We start from the raw sequence: 20,938 nt of genomic DNA, 5'->3' as shown, positions 1-20,938 counted from the left end.
CGGGCGCCCGGCCGATCACCGGTCCCGCCGGTGAGCCTGCGGTGGCGCCGCCGGGCCCGGCGGGCGGCCAGCACGGCGGCGGGCAGGCGCGACAGGCACAGCAGGGCCGCCGCGGCCGGCAGCAGGGGCCAGGCCTGGGGGAGGCTCATGCTGCCCGCGCCTCCTCCCGGCCGGTCCCGGGTCGTTCCGCGGAGCGGACGATCGCGGCTACCCAGGCGAGTCCGGCCCACTCCAGCAGCACGCCGGTCACCAGGCAGCCCAGCCCTGCCGCCGAGTGCAGCAGCACCTCCAGTGGCCGCACCCCCATCGCGGAGCCCAGCAGCAGCCCGGTCAGCGGCAGTGCCGCGAGCACCAGGGCCGTCGTCGCCGGACCCGCCAACTGGGCCCGCACGTCCTCCTGCTGATCGCGCTCGGCACGCAGGGCCGAGGCGACACGTTCGAGACCGGCGGCGAGCGAGGCTCCCCCGTCGACGGCCACCTGCCAGCAGGCGGCCACCGCGAGCAGGCCCTCGGCGCCCGGCCGGCGCGCCGCCGACCGCAGGGCGGCCGGGATGTCACCGCCGTAGCGGGCGGCTGCGAGGAGGCGTGCGCCGGGCGGACCGAGCTCCGGGGCGCCGACCGCGGTCAGCGCCTGCGCGGGCTGGCGGCCGGCCCGTACCTCGCCCGCCAGCGACGCACAGAAGGCGATGACCTCGTCCCGCCGTCGCCCGGCGGCCTGCCGCTCGCCGCGGCGGCGCCACCACCGGACGGCCGACGGGGCCGCGGCCAGGGCGGCCAGCAGGGGCAGGGGCGAGCGCCCCCAGCAGGCCAGCAGCAGACCCGCCAGCAGCACTCCGGCGGCACAGCCGGAAGCCCCGGTGAGCCGGTCGAGACGGGGGAAGCGGCTGGGCGGCCCGGCTGCCCGGCCGCCGCGGTGCTCCGTGCTCACAGTCGGCTCCCGCCGCGCTCGCACAGCTCGGCGAGCCGCCGCCATCCGGGCTCCCGGGTGAAGCCCTCGGCTGCCCAGCGCACCGCCGGCACGGTGCGCACCAGGCCGTCGCCGTCCTGCCGCAGGACGTGGATCTCGGCGATCCGGCGGCGCCCGGAGCCGCGGTCGCGCACGAGGTGCACGACCGCCGACAGCGCGGCGGCCAGCTGGCTGTGCAGCGCGGCTCTCGGCAGTCCCGCGGTGCTCCCCAGGGCCTCCAGCCGGGCGGGGACATCGGCCGCGGCGTTGGCGTGCAGCGTTCCCGCGCTGCCCTCCTGACCGGTGTTGAGGGCGTTGAGCAGTTCGGTGACCTCCGCGCCGCGCACCTCGCCGACCACGATCCGGTCCGGCCGCATCCGCAGCGCCTGCCGCACCAGGTCGCGCAGCCCGATCCGGCCTGCTCCCTCCTGGTTGGCCGGGCGGGCCTCCAGCCGTACGACGTGCGGGTGGTCGGGCCGCAGCTCGGCGGAATCCTCGACGAGCACGAGGCGCTCGGCCGGCCCGGCCAGGCCGAGGAGAGTCGCCAGCAGGGTGCTCTTTCCGGAGCCGGTGCCGCCGGTCACCAGGAACGACAGCCGAGCGTCCACAAGGGCGCGCAGCAGCCGCTCGCCGCCGGGCGGGACGCTCCCGGCGGCGGTCAGTTCGGCCAGGGCGAAGGCGCGCGGGCGCACCACCCGCAGGGACAGGCAGGGTGCTCCCACGGCCAGCGGCGGCAGCACGGCGTGCATCCGGGTGCCGTCCGGGAGGCGGGCGTCGACCCAGGGCCGCGCGTCGTCCAGGCGGCGCCCGGCGGCGTTCGCCAGGCGCTGGGCGAGGCGGCGCACGGCATCGGCGTCGGGGAACCGCACCGAGGTGCGCTCGGGGCCGCGGCCCCGGTCGACCCACACCTCGTGGGGGCCGTTGACCATGACGTCGGTGACGTCCGGCTCGGCCAGCAAGGGCTGCAGAGGGCCCGCGCCGACCAGTTCGGAGCGCAGCGACCGCGCGGCGGCCAGGACGGCGCTGTCCCCCAGGGGCCGGCCGAGACCGCGCAGGACGGACGCCACCGCGCCGGGGGTGGGTTCGGTGCCGTCCTCGGCCAGCCGCAGCCTGACCTCCTCCAGCAGCTGCGGCAGTTCTCCGGTTCCCGCGGTCACGACGCCGCTCCGGCCACCGGCAGGGCCCGGTCGAGCAGGGTGGCGCAGAACCGGGCGAGCGGCGAGGACGGGTCGGCTCCGGGCGGTTCGCCGGATTCGGCCGCGTCGGAGAGTCCCGGCTCCTCGGGGACTTCTCCGGCCAGGGGGAGCCCGAGCAGGCGGGCGCGCTCCTCGGCCGAGTTACGGCCGGCTCCCGTCCGCCGGGCGACGGCCCGCAGGTCGCGCACGGCGACTCCCGCGCCGTCGGCCACCCGGCGGGAGGCGAGCAGGGCACGCAGTCCGGGCGGGGCCACGAGCAGTCCGAGGTCGAGCTGGGCGAGGGCCTCGGCGGCCGCCGGGTCGGCCGCGCGCGGGAGGTCGATGATCACGGCGCCGCCACGACGGCGTGCGGCGGTCAGCACCGAGCGCATCGCCTCGGCGGACAGCCGCGCCGCGTCGGACCGGTCCCAGCTGAGCAGGCGGACGCCGCGCACCTCGGGCAGCGCCTCCTGGAGGGCGGTGGCGGGGAGCCGGCCGCGCGAGGAGGCGAGAGCGGGCCAGCGCAGCCCGGTCGTCTCCTCGGCGCCGAGCAGGACGTCCAGTCCGCCGCCGAGCGGGTCTCCGTCGATGAGGAGTGTGGGTCTGCCCTGCCGGGCGGAGGCCAGGGCGAGCGCGCAGGCGAGGGTGGAGCCGCCGGCTCCTCCGCAGCCGGAGAGGAGGCCCAGGGTGAGAGCGGGCGGCCCGGTGTCCTCCACGGCGTCGGCGATGCGGTCGGCCAGCCAGGGCTCGTCGCCGGGCAGGTGCAGGACGTGCTCGGCGCCCAGGGCGACGCCGCGCGCCCAGACGGTGTGGTCGTCGAGGTCGCGCCCGATCAGCAGGACCCCGGGCCGGCGGCTGCCGGTGCCCGGGCCGCCGGCGGCGGCGCGGTCGTCCCCGACGAGCACGAGCGGGGCCCGTTCCCACTGGGCGGCGGGCACCGGCCCGCCGTGCACGACGTCGGCGGCGGCGCCGGCGGCGGCGCACAGGCGCAGCAGGTCGTCGAGGAGCTGTTCGTCCTCCGTGTGGATCAGGACGGATCCGGCCATGTGTGCGTCCCCCTGGGGGCAGCGGGTCCCGGAGAGTGGCCGGGACGTGTCGGGCAGTGATGCCGTTCACCGTGCCGCCTTGCCGGTTTTCCCGGGGATCGGCGCCGAAATCTGTGGACAGGCCGCGCCCTGTGGATATTGGTGTCACCTCTGACGGTGAATTCCGAGCGCATCTTTGCCATGACGCACGGTCACATGTTCTGCTCTCCGGAGTGCCGCGCGTACGCAGTGCTCGCGGCAGTCATGAGGAGGCGGCCATGAAGGAGAGGGCGAGGAGACGGAAAACCGGGCCGCGGAAGCGGGCCGGGGAATGGCGCCGCCATCTGCGGTTTTCGTATGCGGACGTGCGACGACCCCCGCCGGGGGGGAGAGCGGGGGTCGTCTTCCACGGCCGACTCGGGGGGGGGGAGGAGTCGGGCCGGGTTAGCACGGTCGCGAACGATCCGTGACTTACATGGTGTACCCGAGAGCCTTCTCAGGCAAACCCACACGCCCTAGCGTACGCCGAATGGTTGGCCTTTATGCTCGGGACGTGGAAAACCTGCCTCAGCCGCGGACCGCCGCCTTCTTCGACCTGGACAAGACGGTCATCGCCAAGTCCAGCGCGCTCACGTTCAGCAGGTCCTTCTACCACGGCGGGCTCATCAACCGCCGGGCCGTGCTGCGGAGCGCCTACGCCCAGTTCGTCTATCTGCTGGGCGGGGCGGACCACGACCAGACGGAGCGGATGCGGCAGTATCTGTCGGCGCTGTGCCGTGGCTGGAACGTGCAGCAGGTCAAGGAGATCGTCGCGGAGACGCTGCACGACGTGATCGATCCGATCATCTACGACGAGGCGGCGTCGCTGATAGAGCAGCACCACGCGGCCGGGCGGGACGTGGTGATCGTGAGCACCTCCGGGGCCGAGGTGGTCGAGCCCATCGGGGAACTGCTCGGTGCGGACCGGGTGGTCGCGACCCGGATGGTGGTCGAGGACGGCTGCTACACCGGTGAGGTGGAGTACTACGCCTACGGCCCGGCGAAGGCGGAGGCGATAGCGGGGCTCGCCGTCTCCGAGGGGTACGACCTGGCCCGCTGCTACGCCTACAGCGACTCGGTCACGGACGTGCCGATGCTGGAGTCGGTGGGGCACCCGCACGTGGTCAATCCGGACCGTGCTCTGCGCCGGGAGGCGGCCGCCCGCGACTGGCCGGTTCTCACGTTCGAGCGTCCGGTCCGGCTCAAGCAACGTGTTCCGTCGCTGTCGATGCCGTCCCGTCCGGCTCTGGCAGCCGGCGTGGCGGTGCTGGCGGCGGCGTGTGCGGCCGGCCTGGTCTGGTACACCAGCCGCCGCCGCCTGGCCCGTGTGCCGAGCGCGTGAGGGGATAGCGGGCGCATGAGGGAGGCCCCGTGAAGACTCGAAGGTAAAATCTCACCGGCTCCGCTTCCCCGGCCCGGTGGACAGGAGTACAAAGGAAGTACGGCCCGCAAGGTCGGAGAAGTCGCAAAGTATCCGCGAACTTCGGCCCCGGACCGGACACATGAATACCGGGCACCCACGCGTAGCAGACCCGCGATACGGGCCGGCCACACCAGGAACGGGCGAAGTCCCCGGCCTGATGGGCACGATGAATGCACGCCTGATAACCCGGTGGACATGTTCGGCGGCGGCGCGCAGGCGCCGCCGCTGTGATGCGTCCGGACCGTTCGGCCCCCTTCCGGGCGAGGGCCAGGACCGTGAACGGCGGATCAGGCGGCGCCGCGCTGCAGTGCCTCGCAGACGGCCACCGACTCACGGGCCCCGAGTTCCACCGAGCGGCCGCAGTGCGCGATCCAGGCCGCCATTCCGCCGGGCCTCCCCGAGGCGTAGCCGTCCAGGGCCTGCACATAGGTGTCCAGCCCCTGCTCGGCATGACCGACCTCCACCGGAGCCACGGACTTGGGGTCCAGCCCTCCGGCGATCAGCACGATCCGCTGCGCCGCGCGGGCCACCAGTCCGTTGTGCGTGCCGAACGGACGCAGGGTGAGCAGCTCTCCGTGCACCACGGCTGCAGTGACCAGCGCGGGGGCCTGCGAGCCGTCGATCACCAGCCGGCTCAGGGCGTCCAGCCGGGCCGCCGCCTCGTCGGCGGGCGGCGCCGGCCGGCCGAAGCTCTCCAGCCCCGGCTCGGTGACCGGTTCGCCGGCCAGCCGCGGACGGCCCACCGTCTCCTCGGGCGCGATGCCCCCGGCGGCGACGAGGTGCAGGCGGGCCAGCACCCGCATCGGGGAGGTGCGCCAGATGTCCAGAAGCTGCCCCGCCTCGGCGGTGACCCGCAGGGCCGCGCCGACGGTGCGGGCCTGCTGATCGGTGCCGAAGTCGCTGCGCCGGCGCACCTCCTCCAGGGCCCAGTCGGCGCCCGAGAGCGCCGCCGAGGCCCTGGCTCCGCGCAGCGCGGCCTCCGCGGTGATCTCGGAGCTGCGGCGGCGCATCACGCGGTGCCCGTAGACCCGGTCCACCGCCGTGCGCATGGAGTCGACGGCGGCGCCCACCCCGGGAAGCCGGGCCAGCGGGGTCAGCGGATCGGTCGGCGAGTTGGCCTTCATGGTTGAGCAGCCTAGGCCGCCTCCGAGGGGCCCGGTGTCACCTTTCGAGTGGTCTTCTTCACGTGCCCGCCGGTGGTGACGGGCCGGGGGCCGCTCACCAGTACGCTCATGAACATGAAGATCGCTTTCGTTGGCAAGGGGGGCAGCGGCAAGACGACGCTGTCCTCGCTGTTCGTCCGGCACCTGGCGGCCGAGCGGGTCCCGGTGACGGCGGTGGACGCCGACATCAACCAGCACCTGGGCGCCGCGCTCGGCCTGGACGACGACCGGGCCGCCGCGCTCACCCCGATGGGGGGCCGGCTGCCGCTCATCAAGGAGTACCTGCGCGGGGAGAACCCCCGGATCACCTCCGCAGAGTCCATGATCAAGACCACCCCGCCCGGTGAGGGCTCCCGGCTCCTGCGGCTGGACGAGGACAACCCGGTCTTCGGGGAGTGCGCGCACACCGTCGAGCTGGAGGACGGCGTCGTGCGGCTGCTGGTGACCGGCCCCTTCACGGAGGCGGACCTCGGGGTGGCCTGCTACCACTCCAAGACCGGGGCGGTGGAGCTGTGCCTGAACCACCTGGTGGACGGCCGGGACGAGTACGTCGTGGTCGACATGACGGCCGGCAGCGACTCGTTCGCCTCCGGGATGTTCACCCGCTTCGACATGACCTTCCTGGTCGCGGAGCCCACCCGGAAGGGCGTGTCGGTCTACCGGCAGTACCGCGAGTACGCCCGGGACTTCGGCGTGGCGCTCAAGGTGGTGGGGAACAAGGTGCAGAGCGCGGAGGACGTGGAGTTCCTGCGTTCGGAGGCCGGCGAGGACCTGCTGGCGGTCTTCGGCCACTCCGACTGGGTGCGCACGCTGGAGCGCGGACGGCCCAGGCCGTTCGCCGAGCTGGCGGAGTCGGACCGGCAGGTGCTGCGGACGCTGCACGCCACCGCGGACGCCTCCTACGCGCGGCGCGACTGGACGCGCTACACCCAGCAGATGGTGCACTTCCATCTGAAGAACGCGGCCGGCTGGGGCAACGCGAAGACCGGGGTGGATCTCGCCGCCCAGGTCGACCCGGCCTTCGTGCTCGGCGAGCATCTCGCCCAGCGGCAGCCCGCCTGAGCGCGGCGGGGGCGGGCCGCCCGGCGGCGGGCGGCCCGCTCCCGGCCCGGAAGCGTGGCGGCTCCCGGTGAACGGGTGTCAGGCCGAGGGCCCGCGGCCTGCCAGGAACGCGGGCCAGCCGCCGGCGGGCCGCTCCCCCACCCCGAGGGTGCGCAGCCGTTCGAGCACCGCCGGGTCCTGCGCGTCGAGCCAGTCCACGAGCTGCCGGAAGGACACGCAGCGCACGTCCTCGCGCGGGCAGACCTCCTCGATGACCTCCTCCACGGCGTCCATGTAGATGCCGCCGTTCCAGTCGTTGAAGTGATTTCCGATGATGAGCGGCGCGCGGTTGCCCTGGTAGGCGCGCTGGAAGCCGGCCAGCAGGCCGTCGCGCATCTCGCGCTTCCACTGGTCCCGTCTGCCGGTGTCGGCGCTGCTTCCGGGGCCCGACTGGTTGACCATGAAGTTGTAGTCCATCGCCAGCGTCTCGAAGCCACGGCCGGGCATCGGGACAAGCTGCAGGGGCACGTCCCACAGGCCGTCGGTCTTGTCCGGCCAGACCTGCCTGCCGGTTCCGCTGGAGTCGTAGCGCAGCCCCAGCTCGCGCGCCGCGCGCAGGAAGTTCTCGCGGCCCTCGAGACAGGGGGTGCGACTGCCGATCAGCTCGCTCTCGTAGTCGAACGGCAGGGGTTCGAGGTGGTCGAAGCCCGTGGTGGTCCGCCAGTTCTTGACCATCCACTTGGCCTGTTCGGTCTCGCTGATCCAGTCCTCGGGAGACCACCGCTTCACTCCGTCCGCGCCGCAGAAGTGGCCGTTGAAGTGGGTGCCGATCTCGCTGCCGTCCAGCCAGGCTCCGCGCAGCTGCTCGATGGTGGCCGCGATGTTCTCGTCGCGCAGGTAGCCGATGTCGGAGGCGCCGGCGGACCGGCCGGGCGGCCGGTAGGCGTCCCGGGCGTGCTGGGGGAGCAGATAGAGCCCGGAGAGGAAGTACGTCATGTGCGCGCCGTTGTCCCGGGCGGCCTTCCGGAACCGGGAGAAGAGCCTGTTGCCGTCCTCCCCCGCGCCGTCCCAGGAGAAGACGACGAACTGAGGCGGTGTCCGGCGCGGGTCCAGCGGCCGGGCCTCGGGCTGGTGCGGCTGGCGTCCGGTGTGGGCGGTGGAGCCGTCCCCGATGAGCCGGGGAGCGCGGAGCCGGGGTGCGTCCTGCCCCGCCACGCCGGTCTCCGCCCGCTCCTCCCCCGGTCCACCCGGTGTGCCGTCCCGCGCCTGCGGCGGTCCGGCGCACCCCGCCAGCGTGAGGGTCAGGGCGGCGAGAACCGTCCCCGCAGCCATGAGCGTTCCGCGTGCGACCGTCATCGGTCCTCCTGCCATGAGGTGAGCTCGGCGCGTGTGCGCACCGGCGCCATGCCGGCGCAACCAACGTCGCTCACCCCATCAGGAGTATTGGTATGACAAGCGGATCAAATGCGCATTTCACCTGATAGGCGCAATTGTCGCAGAGAAGAGCTTTGCCCACTAGTGCTGCGCTTTACCCTCCATTACTCTCCATTTACCAACGCTTGAGCGTAGCAAGACCAACACGCTCGGTATCCGGCCGCCGGTCCGGCTGCCGTACCCCCGCACGCCACCTCTACGGACGGAGACGGAAAATGTCCGCCTGCGCCCCCGCTACCCCCTCCTCACGCCTGCGCGCCGATGCGTTCGCCTCGATCTCGGTGTTCCTCGTGGCACTGCCGCTCTCCCTGGGCATCGCACTGGCCACCGGCGCGCCGCTCCAGGCCGGCCTGGTGGCAGCCGCCGTCGGCGGCATCGTGGCCGGCTGGCTGGGCGGCGCGCCGCTCCAGGTCAGCGGCCCCGCCGCCGGCCTCACCGTGGTGACCGCCGAGCTGATCCAGATCTACGGCTGGCGGACCACCTGCGCGATCACCGTGCTCGCCGGCCTGTGCCAGCTCGCCCTCTCCGCGGCCCGGGTGGCGCGCTGCGCCCTGGTCGTCAGTCCGGCGATCGTGCACGGCATGCTCGGCGGCATCGGCGTCACCATCGCCCTGGCCCAGGCGCACATCGCGCTGGGCGGCGACCCGGAGAGCTCCGCCGTCGCCAATCTCCTGGCGCTGCCCGGCCGGCTGGCCGACCCGATCCCCGCCGCGGTCACGGTCAGCGCGGTCACCGTGGCGGTGCTGCTGGTCTGGCCCCGCCTGCCGGGAAGGGCCGGCAGCAAGGTCCGCCGGGCCGCCCCCGCGGCGCTGGCCGCCGTGGGCCTCGCCACCGCCCTGGCCACCCTGGCTGCGCTGAACCTGCCCCGCGTCGACCTTCCCAGCTGGAGCAGCCACGCGCTGCCGCAGATGCCGGAGGGCCCGGTGCTCGGCCTGATCGCCGCCGTACTCACCATCGCCCTGGTGGGCGGCGTGGAGTCCCTGCTGTCGGCCGTCGCCGTGGACAAGCTGGCCGCCGCCCGCCAGCAGGCGGGCGGCCCCCGGGTGCCGAAGGCCGACCTCGACCGCGAGCTGCGCGGTCAGGGCGCGGCCAACATGGTCTCCGGGGCGCTGGGCGGACTGCCCGTCACCGGGGTGGCCGTGCGCAGTGCGACCAATGTCGCCTCCGGCGCCGTCTCCCGGGCCTCGACGATCCTGCACGGCTGCTGGGTACTGCTTGCCACCGGCCTGCTGGTGTGGCTGCTCGAACTGATCCCGCTGGCCGCGCTGGCGGCGCTGGTGATGGTGGTCGGCATCCAGCTCGTCAAGCCCGCGCACCTGCGCAGCGTCGTCCGCCACCGCGAGGTGGCCGTGTACTCCGCGACCCTGACGGGCGTGGTGGTGCTGGGCGTGCTCCAGGGGGTGGCCATCGGCATCGCGGTGGCGGTCGTGGTCGCCCTGCACCGGCTCACCCACACCCGCATCACCCACGAGGAGCTGCCCGGAGGCGGGCACCGGGTGCGGGTCCGCGGCCAGCTCACCTTCCTCGCCGTTCCCCGGCTCACCCGCGTCCTGGCCGGCGTCCCGGAGTCGTCGGCGGTCTCGGTGGAGCTGGACGGCTCCTTCATGGACCACGCCGCCTACGAGGCCCTGTACGACTGGCGCGGCACCTACCGGACGCAGGGCGGCACGGTGGAGATCACCGGGCGGTCCGGTCAGCCGGTGGCCGAGCCGGGCGCCACCCACCACTGCGCGCCCTGGCTGCCCTGGCGCAATCACCAGTGCCTGTCGGCGCGGTCGTCCGGTGAGACGGAGCGGGCCCGCGGGAGCGCGCAGCGGACGGGGCCGGGGGCCCGGCCGGCACGCCGCCCGGCGCGTCACGACCAGCTGCTGGTCGGCGTCCGCAACTTCCAGCGGACGACCGCACCGGTGGTGCGAGGCGAGCTGGCCCGGCTGGCCCGTGAGGGGCAGCGGCCCACTCAGCTCTTCCTGACCTGTGCCGATTCCCGCCTGGTCACCAGCATGATCACGTCCAGCGGGCCGGGCGATCTGTTCACCGTCCGCAACGTGGGCAATCTGGTGCCGCTGCCCGGAACCGAGAGCTCGGACGACTCGGTCGGCGCGGCCATCGAATACGCCGTGGACGTGCTGCGCGTGCAGTCCATCACGGTGTGCGGGCATTCGGGATGCGGCGCGATGCAGGCGCTGCGCGGCGCGACCCCCACGGCCGTGCCCGGGGCCGGTTCCCCTCCGGCCGCTCGCGGCGGGCGGCCGGAGGGGGCGCTGGGCCGCTGGCTGCGGCACGGACGGCCCACCCTGGAGCGGCTCGGCGAGATGAACGGCTCGGCCCCGCGGCTGGCCGGGAGGCCGGTGGCCGACCCCCTGGAGGTGCTGTGCCTGACGAACGTGGTGCAGCAGCTGGACCACCTGGCGCGGCACGCGTGCGTGGCGCGGCGTGTCGCAGAGGGTTCGCTGGAGCTGCGTGGGATGTACTTCCACGTGGGTGAGGCGCAGACCTATGTGCTCGGCAGGACGGCCGGAGGGGTGCCTGATTTCTCTCCTGTGCGGCCCGACGTCCTGACCCTGTGAACGGCCGTTCGGCGCGTCAGGAAGCCGCTCGTCGTGGCCGCCAACCACTCGCCGCAAGAGGTCTGGACCACTACTGTTGAAGCCCTTGTCAAAGGGCATTCGGCCTGATGAGGTGTGCCCCGGGACACAGCTGACGCCGCAAGGGAGTAGTCGTGAGCAACGAGAGCCTGGCCAATCTCATGACGGAGGAGCGGAGGTTCGCGCCGCCCGCCGAACTGGCCGCCGCCGCGAATGTCACCGCAGACGCCTATGCCTCCGCCGAGGAGGACCGGCTGGGCTTCTGGGCCGAGCAGGCCCGCCGGCTGAGCTGGGAAACCGAACCGACCGAGACCCTCGACTGGTCCAATCCGCCGTTCGCCAAGTGGTTCGCCGACGGCACGCTCAACGTCGCCTACAACTGTGTCGACCGCCATGTCGAGGCCGGCAACGGCGACCGGGTCGCCATCCACTTCGAGGGCGAGCCCGGCGACTCCCGCTCCCTGACCTACGCGGACCTGCAGCGCGAGGTGTCCAAGGCCGCCAACGCCCTCACCGAGCTGGGTGTGGAGACCGGCGACCGCGTGGCGATCTACATGCCGATGATCCCCGAGACGGTCATCGCCATGCTGGCGTGCGCCCGGATCGGCGCCCCGCACTCGGTGGTCTTCGGCGGCTTCTCCGCGGACGCCCTGGCGACCCGCATCCAGGACGCCGACGCCCGGGTGGTCATCACCTCCGACGGCGGCTACCGGCGCGGCAAGCCCAGCGGTCTGAAGCCGGCCGTCGACGAGGCCCTGACCCGCCCGGGCACCGAGAACGTCCGCAACGTGGTGGTGGTGCGGCGCACCGGCCAGGACACCGCCTGGACCGAGGGCCGCGACCTGTGGTGGCACGACGTGGTCGACCGGCAGCCGGCCGAGCACACCCCGCAGGCGTTCGGTGCCGAGCACCCGCTGTTCATCCTCTACACCTCGGGAACCACCGGGAAGCCCAAGGGCATCCTGCACACCACGGGCGGCTACCTCACCCAGGCGTCCTACACCCACCACGCCGTCTTCGACCTCAAGCCGGAGTCGGATGTCTACTGGTGCACCGCCGACGTCGGCTGGGTGACCGGGCACTCCTACATCGTGTACGGGCCGCTGTCCAACGGCGCGACCAGCGTGCTCTACGAGGGCACCCCGGACACCCCGCACCAGGGCCGCTGGTGGGAGGTCGTGCAGAAGTACGGGGTGACCCTCCTCTACACCGCGCCCACCGCGATCCGCACCTGCATGAAGTGGGGCGACGACATCCCGGCCCGGTTCGACCTGTCGAGCCTGCGGCTGCTGGGGTCGGTCGGCGAGCCGATCAACCCGGAGGCGTGGATCTGGTACCGCCAGAACATCGGCGGCGGCAACGTCCCGGTGGTGGACACCTGGTGGCAGACGGAGACGGGCGCGATCATGATCAGCCCGCTGCCGGGCGTGACCGCGGCCAAGCCGGGCTCCGCCCAGGTGCCGCTGCCGGGCATCTCCGCCACCGTCGTGGACGACGAGGCGAAGGAGGTCCCCGACGGCGGGGGCGGCTACCTCGTGCTCACCGAGCCGTGGCCGTCGATGCTGCGCACCATCTGGGGGGACGACCAGCGCTTCCTGGACACCTACTGGTCCCGTTTCGAGGGCAAGTACTTCGCGGGTGACGGCGCGAAGAAGGACGCCGACGGCGACATCTGGCTGCTGGGCCGGGTGGACGACGTCATGCTGGTCTCCGGCCACAACATCTCCACCACCGAGGTCGAGTCGGCGCTGGTGGCGCACCCGAAGGTGGCCGAGGCCGCCGTGGTCGGCGCCAGCGACCCGCAGACCACGCAGGCCATCTGCGCCTTCGTGATCCTGCGCGGTTCCGCCGCGGAGGACGAGGGGCTGGTGGAGGAGCTGCGGGCGCACGTCGGCAAGCAGCTGGGGCCGATCGCCAAGCCCAAGCGGATCCTGCCGGTCGCGGAGCTGCCCAAGACCCGCTCCGGGAAGATCATGCGGCGGCTGCTGCGCGATGTCGCCGAGAACCGCGAGCTGGGCGACGTCACCACCCTGACCGACTCCTCCGTGATGCAGCTGATCCAGAAGAAGCTGCCCGGCGCGAGCAGCGCCGAGTGAGGAAGCGCACCGGCGCGTCCTGAGCAGTACCCGCTTCGTCCAGGGGCGCCCGCCGGCCGGCGGGCGCCCCTGACGCGCGTCCACGCGGGGCCCGCCTTCGCCCGGGCTGCGTCCGCGCCACTTCCGGCGCATCATCAGGAGCAGGGGCGCCGATTCCGGCGGGCGTTGGCGGCGTGCCCGGCGCTCCGCCGGGCAGGTGGCCGGAATACCATCGGCGCATGGTGGGCACCAGGGGGAGATCCGGCCTGACGCGCTCGCGTCACGTCAGGACTGTCACGGCGTCACCCACGCCATGAGCCACCGGCTCCGGGAGAGAAGAAGAGGGAGTATGCGATGAGCGCAGCCGACGAGGGACGCAGCCTGGGGAAGCTGGTCTCCTCGGCCACCGCCGAGCTGTCGGCGTTGGTCCACGAGGAGATCGCGCTGGCCAAGGCCGAACTCAGGGAGGACGTCAAGCGGGCGGCGTTCGGCAGTGTCGCCGTGGTGATGGCCGTGGTCCTGGCATTCTTCGCGCTGCCCCTGTTCAGCTTCGCGCTCGCGTTCTGGCTCCGGAACTGGTGGAACCTGCCGCTGGCCATCGCCTGCCTGATCGTCGGCGGCCTCTACCTGGTGCTGGCCGTGGCTCTGCTGGCGGTGGCCAAGGCGAAGATGGGCAGGATCGCCCCGCCGCAGCGCTCGATCGACTCGGCGAAGGAGACGGCGGCCGTCCTGTCCGGCGTCCGGCCGCACCCGCGCAGTGTGACGCTGACGAAAAGCCCGGCCGGTACCGGCCGCTCTTTGACAGACTCCTCCGTATGAGCACTGCCGCACATCGCGAGTCGCGCACGTCCGCCGTCCGGCAGGCCGGGCCCTGGAAGCACCGGGAGGTCGCCGCCAACGGCGCCCGGTTCCACATCACCGAGGCGGGCGACGGCCCGCTGGTGCTGCTGCTGCACGGCTTCCCGCAGTTCTGGTGGACCTGGCGGCACCAGCTTCCGGCGCTCGCCGAGGCGGGGTACCGGGCCGTGGCCATGGACCTGCGCGGCGTCGGCGGCAGCGACCGCACACCCCGGGGCTACGACCCGGCGAACCTGGCGCTGGACGTCACGGGCGTGATCCGTTCCCTCGGCGAGCCGGACGCCGCCCTCGTCGGACACGACCTGGGCGGCTACCTGGCCTGGACGGCCGCGGCGATGCGTCCCAAACTGGTGCGCAGGCTGGCGGTCGCCTCCATGCCTCATCCGCGGCGGTGGCGCTCGGCGCTGCTGCGCGACCCCCGGCAGACCGCGGCCAGCTCCTACATCTGGAGCTTCCAGCGGCCCTGGCTGCCCGAACGGCAGCTCGCGGCGAACGGCGCCGAACACGTGGGGCGGCTGCTGCGGGAATGGTCCGGGCCGTGCCCTCCGGAGCCGGAGAGCATCGAGGTCTACCGCGAGGCGATGTCGATCCCCTCCACCGCGCACTGCTCCATCGAGCCCTACCGCTGGATGATCCGCTCGCTGGCCCGCCCGGACGGCATCCAGTTCAACCGGAGGATGAAGCGGCCCGTCCAGGTGCCGACGCTGCATCTGCACGGCTCGATGGACCCGGTGATCCGCACCCGCAGTGCGGCCGGGTCGGGTGAGTACGTCGAGGCGCCCTACCGCTGGCGGCTCTTCGACGGCCTGGGCCACTACCCGCACGAGGAGGACCCGGTGGCCTTCACCACGGAGCTCATCGACTGGCTGCGCGACCCGGAGCCCGACCGCCGCTGACACCTCACGGCGCGTGCGCCCGCCCCGCGCTCCCTGGCGAACACGCGCCACGGGGCCCGGCCGATTGGCGCCAAGGTGCACGATTACCGAACCTGTGCCAGGGGCAGAGTCGAAAGTATGGGCTGGACGCACGACTACCGAGATGTAGCACGTGACCGCAGCGGCAACGGAGCCGCCGCCCGAGCGCCACAGGGCGCAGCGCGGCAATTCCGGGGCAGCGGCGTCATCCCCGATCCGATCGGTTTTCCACACATTCTGCGCCGCCGCGCCCGCTGGGTGAGCGTGCGGCTGCGGCACCCACGCAGCTGACCGCGGGGGCACGGCACACCCCCGCCGTGCCCCGCGGAGCGCCGCGTCTTCACTCACCGCACACCCCGCAACCCCATCACCGCGCGCGAGCGCACCACACCACGGTGCGCGACCCCCGACGGGCGCCGTCACATGGCGCAGCTCTGGCTGTCCACCGGCGTCTGCGCGGTCCGGCCGCGCTCGACGGTGTCCCGCACCTCGTCGTAGGTGAGCGCGTACCCCGTGTTGTCGTCGTCGAGGGACTTCGCGAAGATCACGCCGTACACCTCGCCGTCCGGGGTCAGCAGCGGGCCGCCGGAGTTGCCCTGGCGGACCAGCGCGTAGAGGGAGTACACGTCGCGGTTCACCGTGCCCCGGCGGTAGATGTCCGGGCCGTTGGCCTGGAACCGCTCACGGACCCGGGCGGCGCGGACGTCGAAGCCGCCGCTCTCCGGGAAGCCGGCGACGATCGCGTCGTCCCCGCCGACGGCGTCCGCGTCGGCGAAGTTCAGCGCGGGCGCCTCCAGCTGCGGGACGTCCAGCACGGCGACGTCCCGCTCCCAGTCGTAGAGCACCACCCGGGCGTCGTACAGCTGCCCCTCGCCGCCGATCTGCACGGTGGGTTCGCTGACACCGCCGACCACGTGGGCGTTGGTCATCACCTTGCCGTCGGCGAAGACGAAACCGGTGCCCTCCAGCACCTTCTCGCACGACGGCGCCGTGCCCTGCACCCGGACGATCGAGCGCCTGGCCTCGGCGACCACCGGGCTGGCGGCCAGCTCCGGGTCGGGCGGCGCGACATCGGTGATCGGCTCCCGGGTGAAGGGCGAGAAGACCTGCGGGAAGCCGTGCTGGGCGAGCACCCGGCTGAAGTCGCCGAACCAGGTGTCGGCCTGGTCGGGCAGTACCTGGGAGACGCCGTGCAGCACCTTGGAGCCGCGCACCTCCCGGCCGATGGTCGGCAGCGTCGTGGTGGCCAGCGCCGAGCCGATCAGCCAGGCCACCAGCAGCATCGCCAGGACGTTGACCAGCGCCCCGCCGGTGGCGTCCAGCGCCCGCGCCGGGGACCACGTGATGTACTGCCGCAGCCGGTTGCCCAGGTGGGTGGTGAGTGCCTGGCCGATGGAGGCGCACACGATCACCACGGCGACCGCCGCGATCGCCCCGAGGGAGCCGGGCTCGGTGTCGCCACCGATCTCGTTCCAGACGATGGGCAGCAGATAGATCGCGATGAGCCCGCCGCCGATGAAGCCGATCACCGAGAGCACGCCCACGACGAAGCCCTGCCGGTACCCCACCACCGCGAACCACACGGCGGCCACCAGCAGCAGGATGTCGAGCCAGTTCATGCCGGCCACCGTCTCACGAGCCTGCGTCCAGCGGCAGTTCGCGGTCCTTGTCCCAGGGCTGCTCCCAGCCCGCGTAGTGCAGCAGCCGGTCGATGACCCCGGCGGTGAACCCCCACACCAGCGTGCCGCCGACCTGGAAGCACGGGCCGCGGTATCCGCTGGGGTGCACCGCTATGCCGCGCCGCTCCGGGTCGGTCAGCTCGGCGACCGGGACGGTGAACACGCGGGCGGTCTCGGCCGGGTCCACGGGCGCGACCGGTGTCGGCTCCCGCCACCAGCCCAGCACCGGGGACACCACGAAGTCGCTGACCGGGATGTACAGCCGCGGCAGCGTGCCGAAGACCCGCACCCCGGCCGGGTCCAGGCCGGTCTCCTCCCACGCCTCGCGCAGCGCGGCGCGCACCGGGCCCTCGCCGGCCGGATCGCCGTCCTGCGGTTCCAGGCCGCCACCGGGGAACGACGGCTGCCCGGCGTGCTGGCGCAGGCTGGAGGCCCGCTCCAGCAGCAGGAGCTCAGGGCCGGCGGGGCCCTCGCCGAACAGGACCAGGACGGCCGAGGGGCGTCCCCCGCTGCTGGGCGGCAGGAACCTGCTCAGCTGCCGGGGCGCCACCGTCCGGGCCGCCTCGGCCACCGGGCGCAGCCACCGCGGCAGGCCGTCGGCGGAGACCCCGACCGGCGTGCCGTTCGTCCCGCACACGCTGCTTGCCCCGCTCATACGGCCCCCATCGGGGGCGCGGGCTGGCCCGGGTAGTGAGGCGGCGGCTTCAGGCGCTGCCCGGGGAAGCCACCCATCTCGTACTTCAGCAGCTTCTTCGCCTTCTCCGGGTCGGTCTCCCCCTCGCCGTACGAGGGGCACAGGTGGGCGATCGGACAGGCCCCGCAGGCGGGCTTGCGGCTGTGGCAGATGCGCCGCCCGTGGAAGATCACCCGATGCGAGAGCATCGTCCAGTCCTTCTTCGGGAAGATCCCGGCGATCTCCGCCTCGACCTTGTCCGGATCGGTCTGCTCGGTCCACTTCCAGCGCCGCACCAGGCGGCCGAAGTGCGTGTCCACGGTGATGCCCGGCCGGCCGAAGGCGTTGCCCAGCACGACGTGCGCCGTCTTGCGGCCGACGCCGGGCAGCGACACCAGGTCCTCCAGCCGGCCGGGCACCTCGCCGCCGAAGGTGTCGCGGATCGCCGTGGACAGGCCGACCAGGGACTTCGTCTTGTTGCGGAAGAAGCCGGTGGGGCGGATCAGCTCCTCCAGCCGCTCCGGGTCGGCCGCCGCCATGTCCCCGGGGGTCGGGTAGGCGGCGAACAGCGCGGGGGTGGTCTGGTTGACCCGCAGGTCGGTGGTCTGCGCGGAGAGGACCGTCGCCACCAGCAGCTCGAACGGGTTCTCGAAGTCGAGCTCGGGGTGGGCGTAGTAGTAGACCTCGGCGAGCTCCCGGTTGATCTTCCGGGCCCGGCGCACCATCGCCAGCCGGCTCTCCGGCCCGGCGCGCCCGCCCGGCCGGGCCGTCCGGCCCTCGCCCTCTGCGGAACCCAGCCTCGCGTTCACCCGCCCGGCCCCCTCTCCCTCGCGTTCCTCGCACACGTCTCGGCCCTGCGGCCACCCGGCCAGGGTAGACGGACGGACCGCTGTTCGCCCTGTACCCAGCGCATTCACGCCGCGAACGGACCCCTGCCGTGTGATCGCTTTGTGCGGTAGGACAAACTTGTTACCGATAGCACCGCTGTGGCATCCGGCATCATGAGACCGAGGACACCGCTGCCTCACGGGGCCCGGCCGAGAAGGAGAAGACTCGTGGACGACGTTCTGCGGCGCGCCCCCCTGTTCGCGGCGCTCGATGACGAGCAGGCCGCTGAGCTGCGCGCCTCCATGTCCGAGATGACCCTCGCCCGCGGCGAGGCCCTCTTCCACGAGGGCGACCAGGGCGACCGGCTGTACGTCGTCACCGACGGCAAGGTCAAGCTGCACCGCACCTCCCCCGACGGCCGCGAGAACATGCTGGCCGTCCTCGGCGCCGGCGAGCTGATCGGCGAGCTCTCCCTCTTCGACCCGGGCCCGCGCACCGCCACCGCCACCGCCCTCACCGAGGTCCGGCTGCTCGGCCTGGGCCACGCCGACCTCCAGCCCTGGCTCAGCGCCCGCCCGGAGGTGGCCACCGCCCTGCTGCGCGCGGTCGCCCGCCGGCTGCGCCGCACCAACGACTCCATGTCCGACCTGGTCTTCTCCGACGTGCCCGGCCGTGTCGCCAAGGCGCTGCTGGACCTCTCGCGCCGCTTCGGCGTGCAGTCCGAGGAAGGCATCCACGTGGTGCACGACCTCACCCAGGAGGAGCTGGCCCAGCTCGTCGGCGCCTCCCGGGAGACCGTCAACAAGGCCCTGGCCGACTTCGCCGCCCGCGGCTGGCTGCGGCTGGAGGCCCGCGCGGTGATCCTGCTCGACATCGAGCGCCTGGCCCGCCGCTCCCGCTGACCCCACCCGGCCCCGGCGGCCCGGCTCCCACCTCCGGGCCGGGCCGGGCCGGATACACGGAAATGTGTACCTTCAGGGCATGGAGACAATTCCTCTCGAGGAGCTCCACCGCTCCCCGTCCCAGGTCACAGCCCGCGTACGCGCGGGCGCGACCCTGGTGGTCACCGATCACGGCACGCCAGTGATCCGCATGTCCCCCGCCGCGGAACCGGTTTCCGTCCTCGGCCGGCTCGCGGCCTCCGGACGGCTGGTGCGCTCCGCACACCCGGGTGCCGTGCCCGAGCTGATCGACGATCCGGCGGACCTGCCCTTGCCGACTCCCCCTCCGCACGCTGCGCGGAACCGGGAACGCACTCGATGAGCCTCCGCACACGCTGCGGACAGCAGTACGGCTAGATCAGGCCGTGGTCGCGCAGGTAGTCCAGTTGGGCCCGGACCGACTGCGTGGCGGCGGGCCACAGCGCGCGGTCCACGTCCGCGTACACCCGGGCGACGACCTCCTGCGCCGTCCGGCAGCCGTCCTCGACGGCCGTCTCCACCTGCGCCAGCCGTTTCGCCCGGTGCACCAGGTAGTAGTCGACGGCTCCCTGGGCGTCCTGGAGCACCGGGCCGTGGCCCGGCAGCACCGTCGTGACCCCGTCGTCCACGGTCAGCGAGCGCAGCCGGCGCAGGGAGTCCAGGTAGTCGCCCAGGTCACCGTCGGGATGGGCCACCATCGTGGTGCCGCGCCCCAGGACCGTGTCGCCGGTCAGCACCGAGCGGTCGGCGGGGAGCTGGAACGACAGGGAGTCTCCGGTGTGGCCGGGGGTGGACACCACGCGCAGTTCCAGCCCGCCCACCGTGATCGTCCGGCCCGGGGCCAGCCCTTCGTCGCCCAGCCGCAGCGCCGGGTCCAGGGCCCGCACGGGGCTTCCGGTCAGCTCGGCGAAGCGCGAGGCGCCCTCGGCGTGGTCGTGGTGGCCGTGGGTGAGGAGCGTCAGCGCCACGCGCCGCCCCGCCGACTCGACCCGTTCGACGACCTTCCGCAGGTGCCCCTCGTGCAGCGGGCCCGGATCGACGATCACGGCCTGCTCGGAGCCCGGCTCGGCCAGGATCCAGGTGTTGGTGCCGTCCAGGGTCATCGGTGACGGGTTGGGGGCCAGGACGCACTCCGCCCGCTCGGTGGCCGGCCCGTCGATCATCCCCACCCGGGGATGCCCGGGCAGCCCGGATGCCTCCGTCATTCCCGTCCCTCCCGCACCACGCGCTTCTCGAACTCGTCGTGCCCCGGCCAGCTCAGGATCACCTGGTCCCCCTCCAGCCGGGCGGTGGCCAGCACCGGCGTCAGGTCGCGGCCCGCCGCCGCGGCCACCGCCTCGGCGGGGGCGGTCAGCGCGGCGAGATCGCGCAGCGTCGCGATGGTCGGCGGCATCATCACCAGGTCGCCCCGGTCGTAGCCCTCGACGGCCGCCGCGGGCGTCATCCACACCGTCCGGTCGGCCTCGGTCGAGGCGTTGCGCGCCCGCTGCCCGTGCGGCAGCGCGGCGACGAAGAACCAGGCATCGAACCGGCGGGACTCGAACTCCGGGGTGATCCAGCGTGCCCAGCATCCCAGCAGGTCGCTGCGCAGCACCAGCGACCGGCGGGCCAGGAACTCGGCGAACGACATCTCCCGGGCCACCAGCGCACGCCGGTCGGCCTCCCAGTCCTCGCCGGTGGTGTCGGCGACGACGTCCTGGGGGGAGGCGCCGGCCAGCAGCACCCCGGCCTCCTCGAACGTCTCGCGGACCGCCGCGCAGACCACCTGCTGCGCGGTCGTCTCGTCCGTTCCCATCCGGGCGGCCCACTCGGCACGGCCGGGGCCGGCCCAGGCGATGTCCCCGGCGTCCCTCGGGTCGCACCCGCCGCCCGGGTAGGCGTACGCCCCGGCGGCGAACGCCATCGACGTGCGCCGGCGCAGCAGATGCACCTCCGGAAGGCCGTCCGCGCCGTCCCGCAGCAGCATCACGGTGGCCGCGCGCCGCGGCTCCACCGGCGTCAGCTCGCCCCGGGCCAGTGCCCGGATCCGCTCCGGCCACTCAGGGGGGAACCACTGCCCGTCTGTCGACTCCATGCCCGGATGCTACGGGCCCGTCGGAACCGCCGCTGTGCGGAACGCCACACAGGCCGCCCGGACGACAGCGGCGGGATCCGGCGGGC

The 20,938-nt window shown here is 73.5% G+C and carries 18 protein-coding genes; 8 read left to right on the top strand and 10 right to left on the bottom strand.

Going from position 1 to position 20,938, the window contains the following annotated elements; genetic code table 11:
• Nucleotides 1-145: 145 nt before the first annotated feature.
• Genes ABD299_RS19665 through ssd form a run of 3 tightly spaced genes read right to left on the bottom strand, consistent with a single transcriptional unit; the run spans nt 146 to nt 3,167 of the window.
• Complete coding sequence (locus ABD299_RS19665; protein ID WP_344264259.1) at nt 146-928, bottom strand: type II secretion system F family protein; 783 nt, start codon at nt 926-928, stop codon at nt 146-148.
• The gene (locus tag ABD299_RS19660) at nt 925-2,103 is read right to left on the bottom strand and encodes a TadA family conjugal transfer-associated ATPase (protein WP_344264256.1); all 1,179 of its coding nucleotides are present in this window, start codon (nt 2,101-2,103) and stop codon (nt 925-927) included. Before ABD299_RS19660 ends, ABD299_RS19665 begins: the two co-directional genes overlap by 4 nt.
• Nucleotides 2,100-3,167, bottom strand: coding sequence for a septum site-determining protein Ssd (gene ssd / locus ABD299_RS19655; RefSeq protein ID WP_344264253.1), 1,068 nt, complete (start codon nt 3,165-3,167; stop codon nt 2,100-2,102). The genes ABD299_RS19660 and ssd overlap by 4 nt, the downstream gene beginning before the upstream one ends.
• Nucleotides 3,168-3,675: 508 nt before the next feature.
• Here ssd and ABD299_RS19650 point away from each other — a divergent pair.
• On the top strand, nt 3,676-4,527 hold the full coding sequence (locus ABD299_RS19650) for an HAD family hydrolase (protein WP_344264250.1): 852 nt from the start codon (nt 3,676-3,678) through the stop codon (nt 4,525-4,527).
• Between the two features lie 368 nt (nt 4,528-4,895).
• Here the strand turns inward: ABD299_RS19650 and ABD299_RS19645 are convergent, their stop codons facing one another.
• On the bottom strand, nt 4,896-5,732 hold the full coding sequence (locus ABD299_RS19645) for a Fic family protein (protein WP_344264247.1): 837 nt from the start codon (nt 5,730-5,732) through the stop codon (nt 4,896-4,898).
• Between the two features lie 114 nt (nt 5,733-5,846).
• Here ABD299_RS19645 and ABD299_RS19640 point away from each other — a divergent pair, with 114 nt between their 5' ends.
• The gene (locus tag ABD299_RS19640) at nt 5,847-6,833 is read left to right on the top strand and encodes an ATP-binding protein (RefSeq protein ID WP_344264244.1); all 987 of its coding nucleotides are present in this window, start codon (nt 5,847-5,849) and stop codon (nt 6,831-6,833) included.
• A gap of 78 nt (nt 6,834-6,911) precedes the next feature.
• Here ABD299_RS19640 and ABD299_RS19635 read toward each other — a convergent pair whose 3' ends face one another.
• Entirely contained in the window at nt 6,912-8,168 is a 1,257-nt protein-coding gene (locus tag ABD299_RS19635) for a polysaccharide deacetylase family protein (RefSeq protein WP_344264241.1), read from the bottom strand.
• Nucleotides 8,169-8,461: 293 nt separating this feature from the next.
• Here ABD299_RS19635 and ABD299_RS19630 point away from each other — a divergent pair, with 293 nt between their 5' ends.
• The 4 genes from ABD299_RS19630 to ABD299_RS19615 all read left to right on the top strand — a co-directional run bounded on the left by ABD299_RS19630 (nt 8,462) and on the right by ABD299_RS19615 (nt 14,660).
• Nucleotides 8,462-10,813 (top strand): SulP family inorganic anion transporter, encoded by a 2,352-nt coding sequence (locus tag ABD299_RS19630; protein ID WP_344264238.1) that lies wholly within the window; start codon nt 8,462-8,464, stop codon nt 10,811-10,813.
• A 152-nt stretch (nt 10,814-10,965) separates the two neighbouring features.
• Nucleotides 10,966-12,927, top strand: coding sequence for an acetate--CoA ligase (acs, locus tag ABD299_RS19625; protein ID WP_344264235.1), 1,962 nt, complete (start codon nt 10,966-10,968; stop codon nt 12,925-12,927).
• A 333-nt stretch (nt 12,928-13,260) separates the two neighbouring features.
• The gene (locus ABD299_RS19620; RefSeq protein ID WP_344264232.1) at nt 13,261-13,725 is read left to right on the top strand and encodes a phage holin family protein; all 465 of its coding nucleotides are present in this window, start codon (nt 13,261-13,263) and stop codon (nt 13,723-13,725) included.
• Nucleotides 13,722-14,660: an alpha/beta fold hydrolase gene (locus ABD299_RS19615; RefSeq protein ID WP_344264229.1), complete on the top strand. Its 939-nt coding sequence runs from the start codon at nt 13,722-13,724 to the stop codon at nt 14,658-14,660. The genes ABD299_RS19620 and ABD299_RS19615 overlap by 4 nt, the downstream gene beginning before the upstream one ends.
• A 437-nt stretch (nt 14,661-15,097) precedes the next feature.
• On the opposite strand, the gene ABD299_RS19605 is transcribed toward ABD299_RS19615, so the two are convergent.
• Genes ABD299_RS19605 through nth form a run of 3 tightly spaced genes read right to left on the bottom strand, consistent with a single transcriptional unit; the run spans nt 15,098 to nt 17,827 of the window.
• Nucleotides 15,098-16,297, bottom strand: coding sequence for a MarP family serine protease (locus ABD299_RS19605; protein WP_344264224.1), 1,200 nt, complete (start codon nt 16,295-16,297; stop codon nt 15,098-15,100).
• 13 nt (nt 16,298-16,310) lie between these two features.
• Entirely contained in the window at nt 16,311-17,012 is a 702-nt protein-coding gene (locus ABD299_RS19600; protein WP_344264222.1) for an NUDIX hydrolase, read from the bottom strand.
• Nucleotides 17,009-17,827, bottom strand: coding sequence for an endonuclease III (gene nth / locus ABD299_RS19595; protein ID WP_344264304.1), 819 nt, complete (start codon nt 17,825-17,827; stop codon nt 17,009-17,011). The genes ABD299_RS19600 and nth overlap by 4 nt, the downstream gene beginning before the upstream one ends.
• A 258-nt stretch (nt 17,828-18,085) precedes the next feature.
• Here nth and ABD299_RS19590 point away from each other — a divergent pair, with 258 nt between their 5' ends.
• Together ABD299_RS19590 and ABD299_RS19585 are read left to right on the top strand one after the other, a co-directional pair.
• Nucleotides 18,086-18,760: a Crp/Fnr family transcriptional regulator gene (locus ABD299_RS19590; protein WP_344264220.1), complete on the top strand. Its 675-nt coding sequence runs from the start codon at nt 18,086-18,088 to the stop codon at nt 18,758-18,760.
• Nucleotides 18,761-18,839: 79 nt separating this feature from the next.
• Nucleotides 18,840-19,121, top strand: coding sequence for a type II toxin-antitoxin system Phd/YefM family antitoxin (locus tag ABD299_RS19585; protein WP_344264218.1), 282 nt, complete (start codon nt 18,840-18,842; stop codon nt 19,119-19,121).
• Nucleotides 19,122-19,152: 31 nt separating this feature from the next.
• On the opposite strand, the gene ABD299_RS19580 is transcribed toward ABD299_RS19585, so the two are convergent.
• Both ABD299_RS19580 and ABD299_RS19575 read right to left on the bottom strand, forming a co-directional pair.
• Nucleotides 19,153-19,983 carry an MBL fold metallo-hydrolase gene (locus ABD299_RS19580; protein WP_344264216.1) on the bottom strand — a complete coding sequence of 277 codons (831 nt, stop codon included), beginning with the start codon at nt 19,981-19,983 and terminating at the stop codon, nt 19,153-19,155.
• The gene (locus tag ABD299_RS19575) at nt 19,980-20,852 is read right to left on the bottom strand and encodes an NUDIX hydrolase (RefSeq protein WP_344264214.1); all 873 of its coding nucleotides are present in this window, start codon (nt 20,850-20,852) and stop codon (nt 19,980-19,982) included. The genes ABD299_RS19580 and ABD299_RS19575 overlap by 4 nt, the downstream gene beginning before the upstream one ends.
• Nucleotides 20,853-20,938 lie beyond the last annotated feature (86 nt).

Origin of the sequence: Streptomyces sodiiphilus, assembly GCF_039529215.1 — a bacterium.
In the GTDB taxonomy this organism is placed as follows: Bacteria; Actinomycetota; Actinomycetes; order Streptomycetales; family Streptomycetaceae; genus Streptomyces; species Streptomyces sodiiphilus.
This window is presented reverse-complemented; position numbering and strand designations above follow the sequence as displayed.

What these genes read in the sequence shown, in the direction of transcription:
- ssd (WP_344264253.1), bottom strand. Translation starts at nt 3,167, where the DNA reads ATGGCCGGATCCGTCCTGATCCACACGGAGGACGAACAGCTCCTCGAC.
- ABD299_RS19650 (WP_344264250.1), top strand. Translation starts at nt 3,676, where the DNA reads ATGGTTGGCCTTTATGCTCGGGACGTGGAAAACCTGCCTCAGCCGCGG.
- ABD299_RS19645 (WP_344264247.1), bottom strand. Translation starts at nt 5,732, where the DNA reads ATGAAGGCCAACTCGCCGACCGATCCGCTGACCCCGCTGGCCCGGCTT.
- ABD299_RS19640 (WP_344264244.1), top strand. Translation starts at nt 5,847, where the DNA reads ATGAAGATCGCTTTCGTTGGCAAGGGGGGCAGCGGCAAGACGACGCTG.
- ABD299_RS19635 (WP_344264241.1), bottom strand. Translation starts at nt 8,168, where the DNA reads ATGACGGTCGCACGCGGAACGCTCATGGCTGCGGGGACGGTTCTCGCC.
- ABD299_RS19630 (WP_344264238.1), top strand. Translation starts at nt 8,462, where the DNA reads ATGTCCGCCTGCGCCCCCGCTACCCCCTCCTCACGCCTGCGCGCCGAT.
- ABD299_RS19620 (WP_344264232.1), top strand. Translation starts at nt 13,261, where the DNA reads ATGAGCGCAGCCGACGAGGGACGCAGCCTGGGGAAGCTGGTCTCCTCG.
- ABD299_RS19615 (WP_344264229.1), top strand. Translation starts at nt 13,722, where the DNA reads ATGAGCACTGCCGCACATCGCGAGTCGCGCACGTCCGCCGTCCGGCAG.
- ABD299_RS19605 (WP_344264224.1), bottom strand. Translation starts at nt 16,297, where the DNA reads ATGAACTGGCTCGACATCCTGCTGCTGGTGGCCGCCGTGTGGTTCGCG.
- ABD299_RS19600 (WP_344264222.1), bottom strand. Translation starts at nt 17,012, where the DNA reads ATGAGCGGGGCAAGCAGCGTGTGCGGGACGAACGGCACGCCGGTCGGG.
- ABD299_RS19585 (WP_344264218.1), top strand. Translation starts at nt 18,840, where the DNA reads ATGGAGACAATTCCTCTCGAGGAGCTCCACCGCTCCCCGTCCCAGGTC.
- ABD299_RS19580 (WP_344264216.1), bottom strand. Translation starts at nt 19,983, where the DNA reads ATGACGGAGGCATCCGGGCTGCCCGGGCATCCCCGGGTGGGGATGATC.
- ABD299_RS19575 (WP_344264214.1), bottom strand. Translation starts at nt 20,852, where the DNA reads ATGGAGTCGACAGACGGGCAGTGGTTCCCCCCTGAGTGGCCGGAGCGG.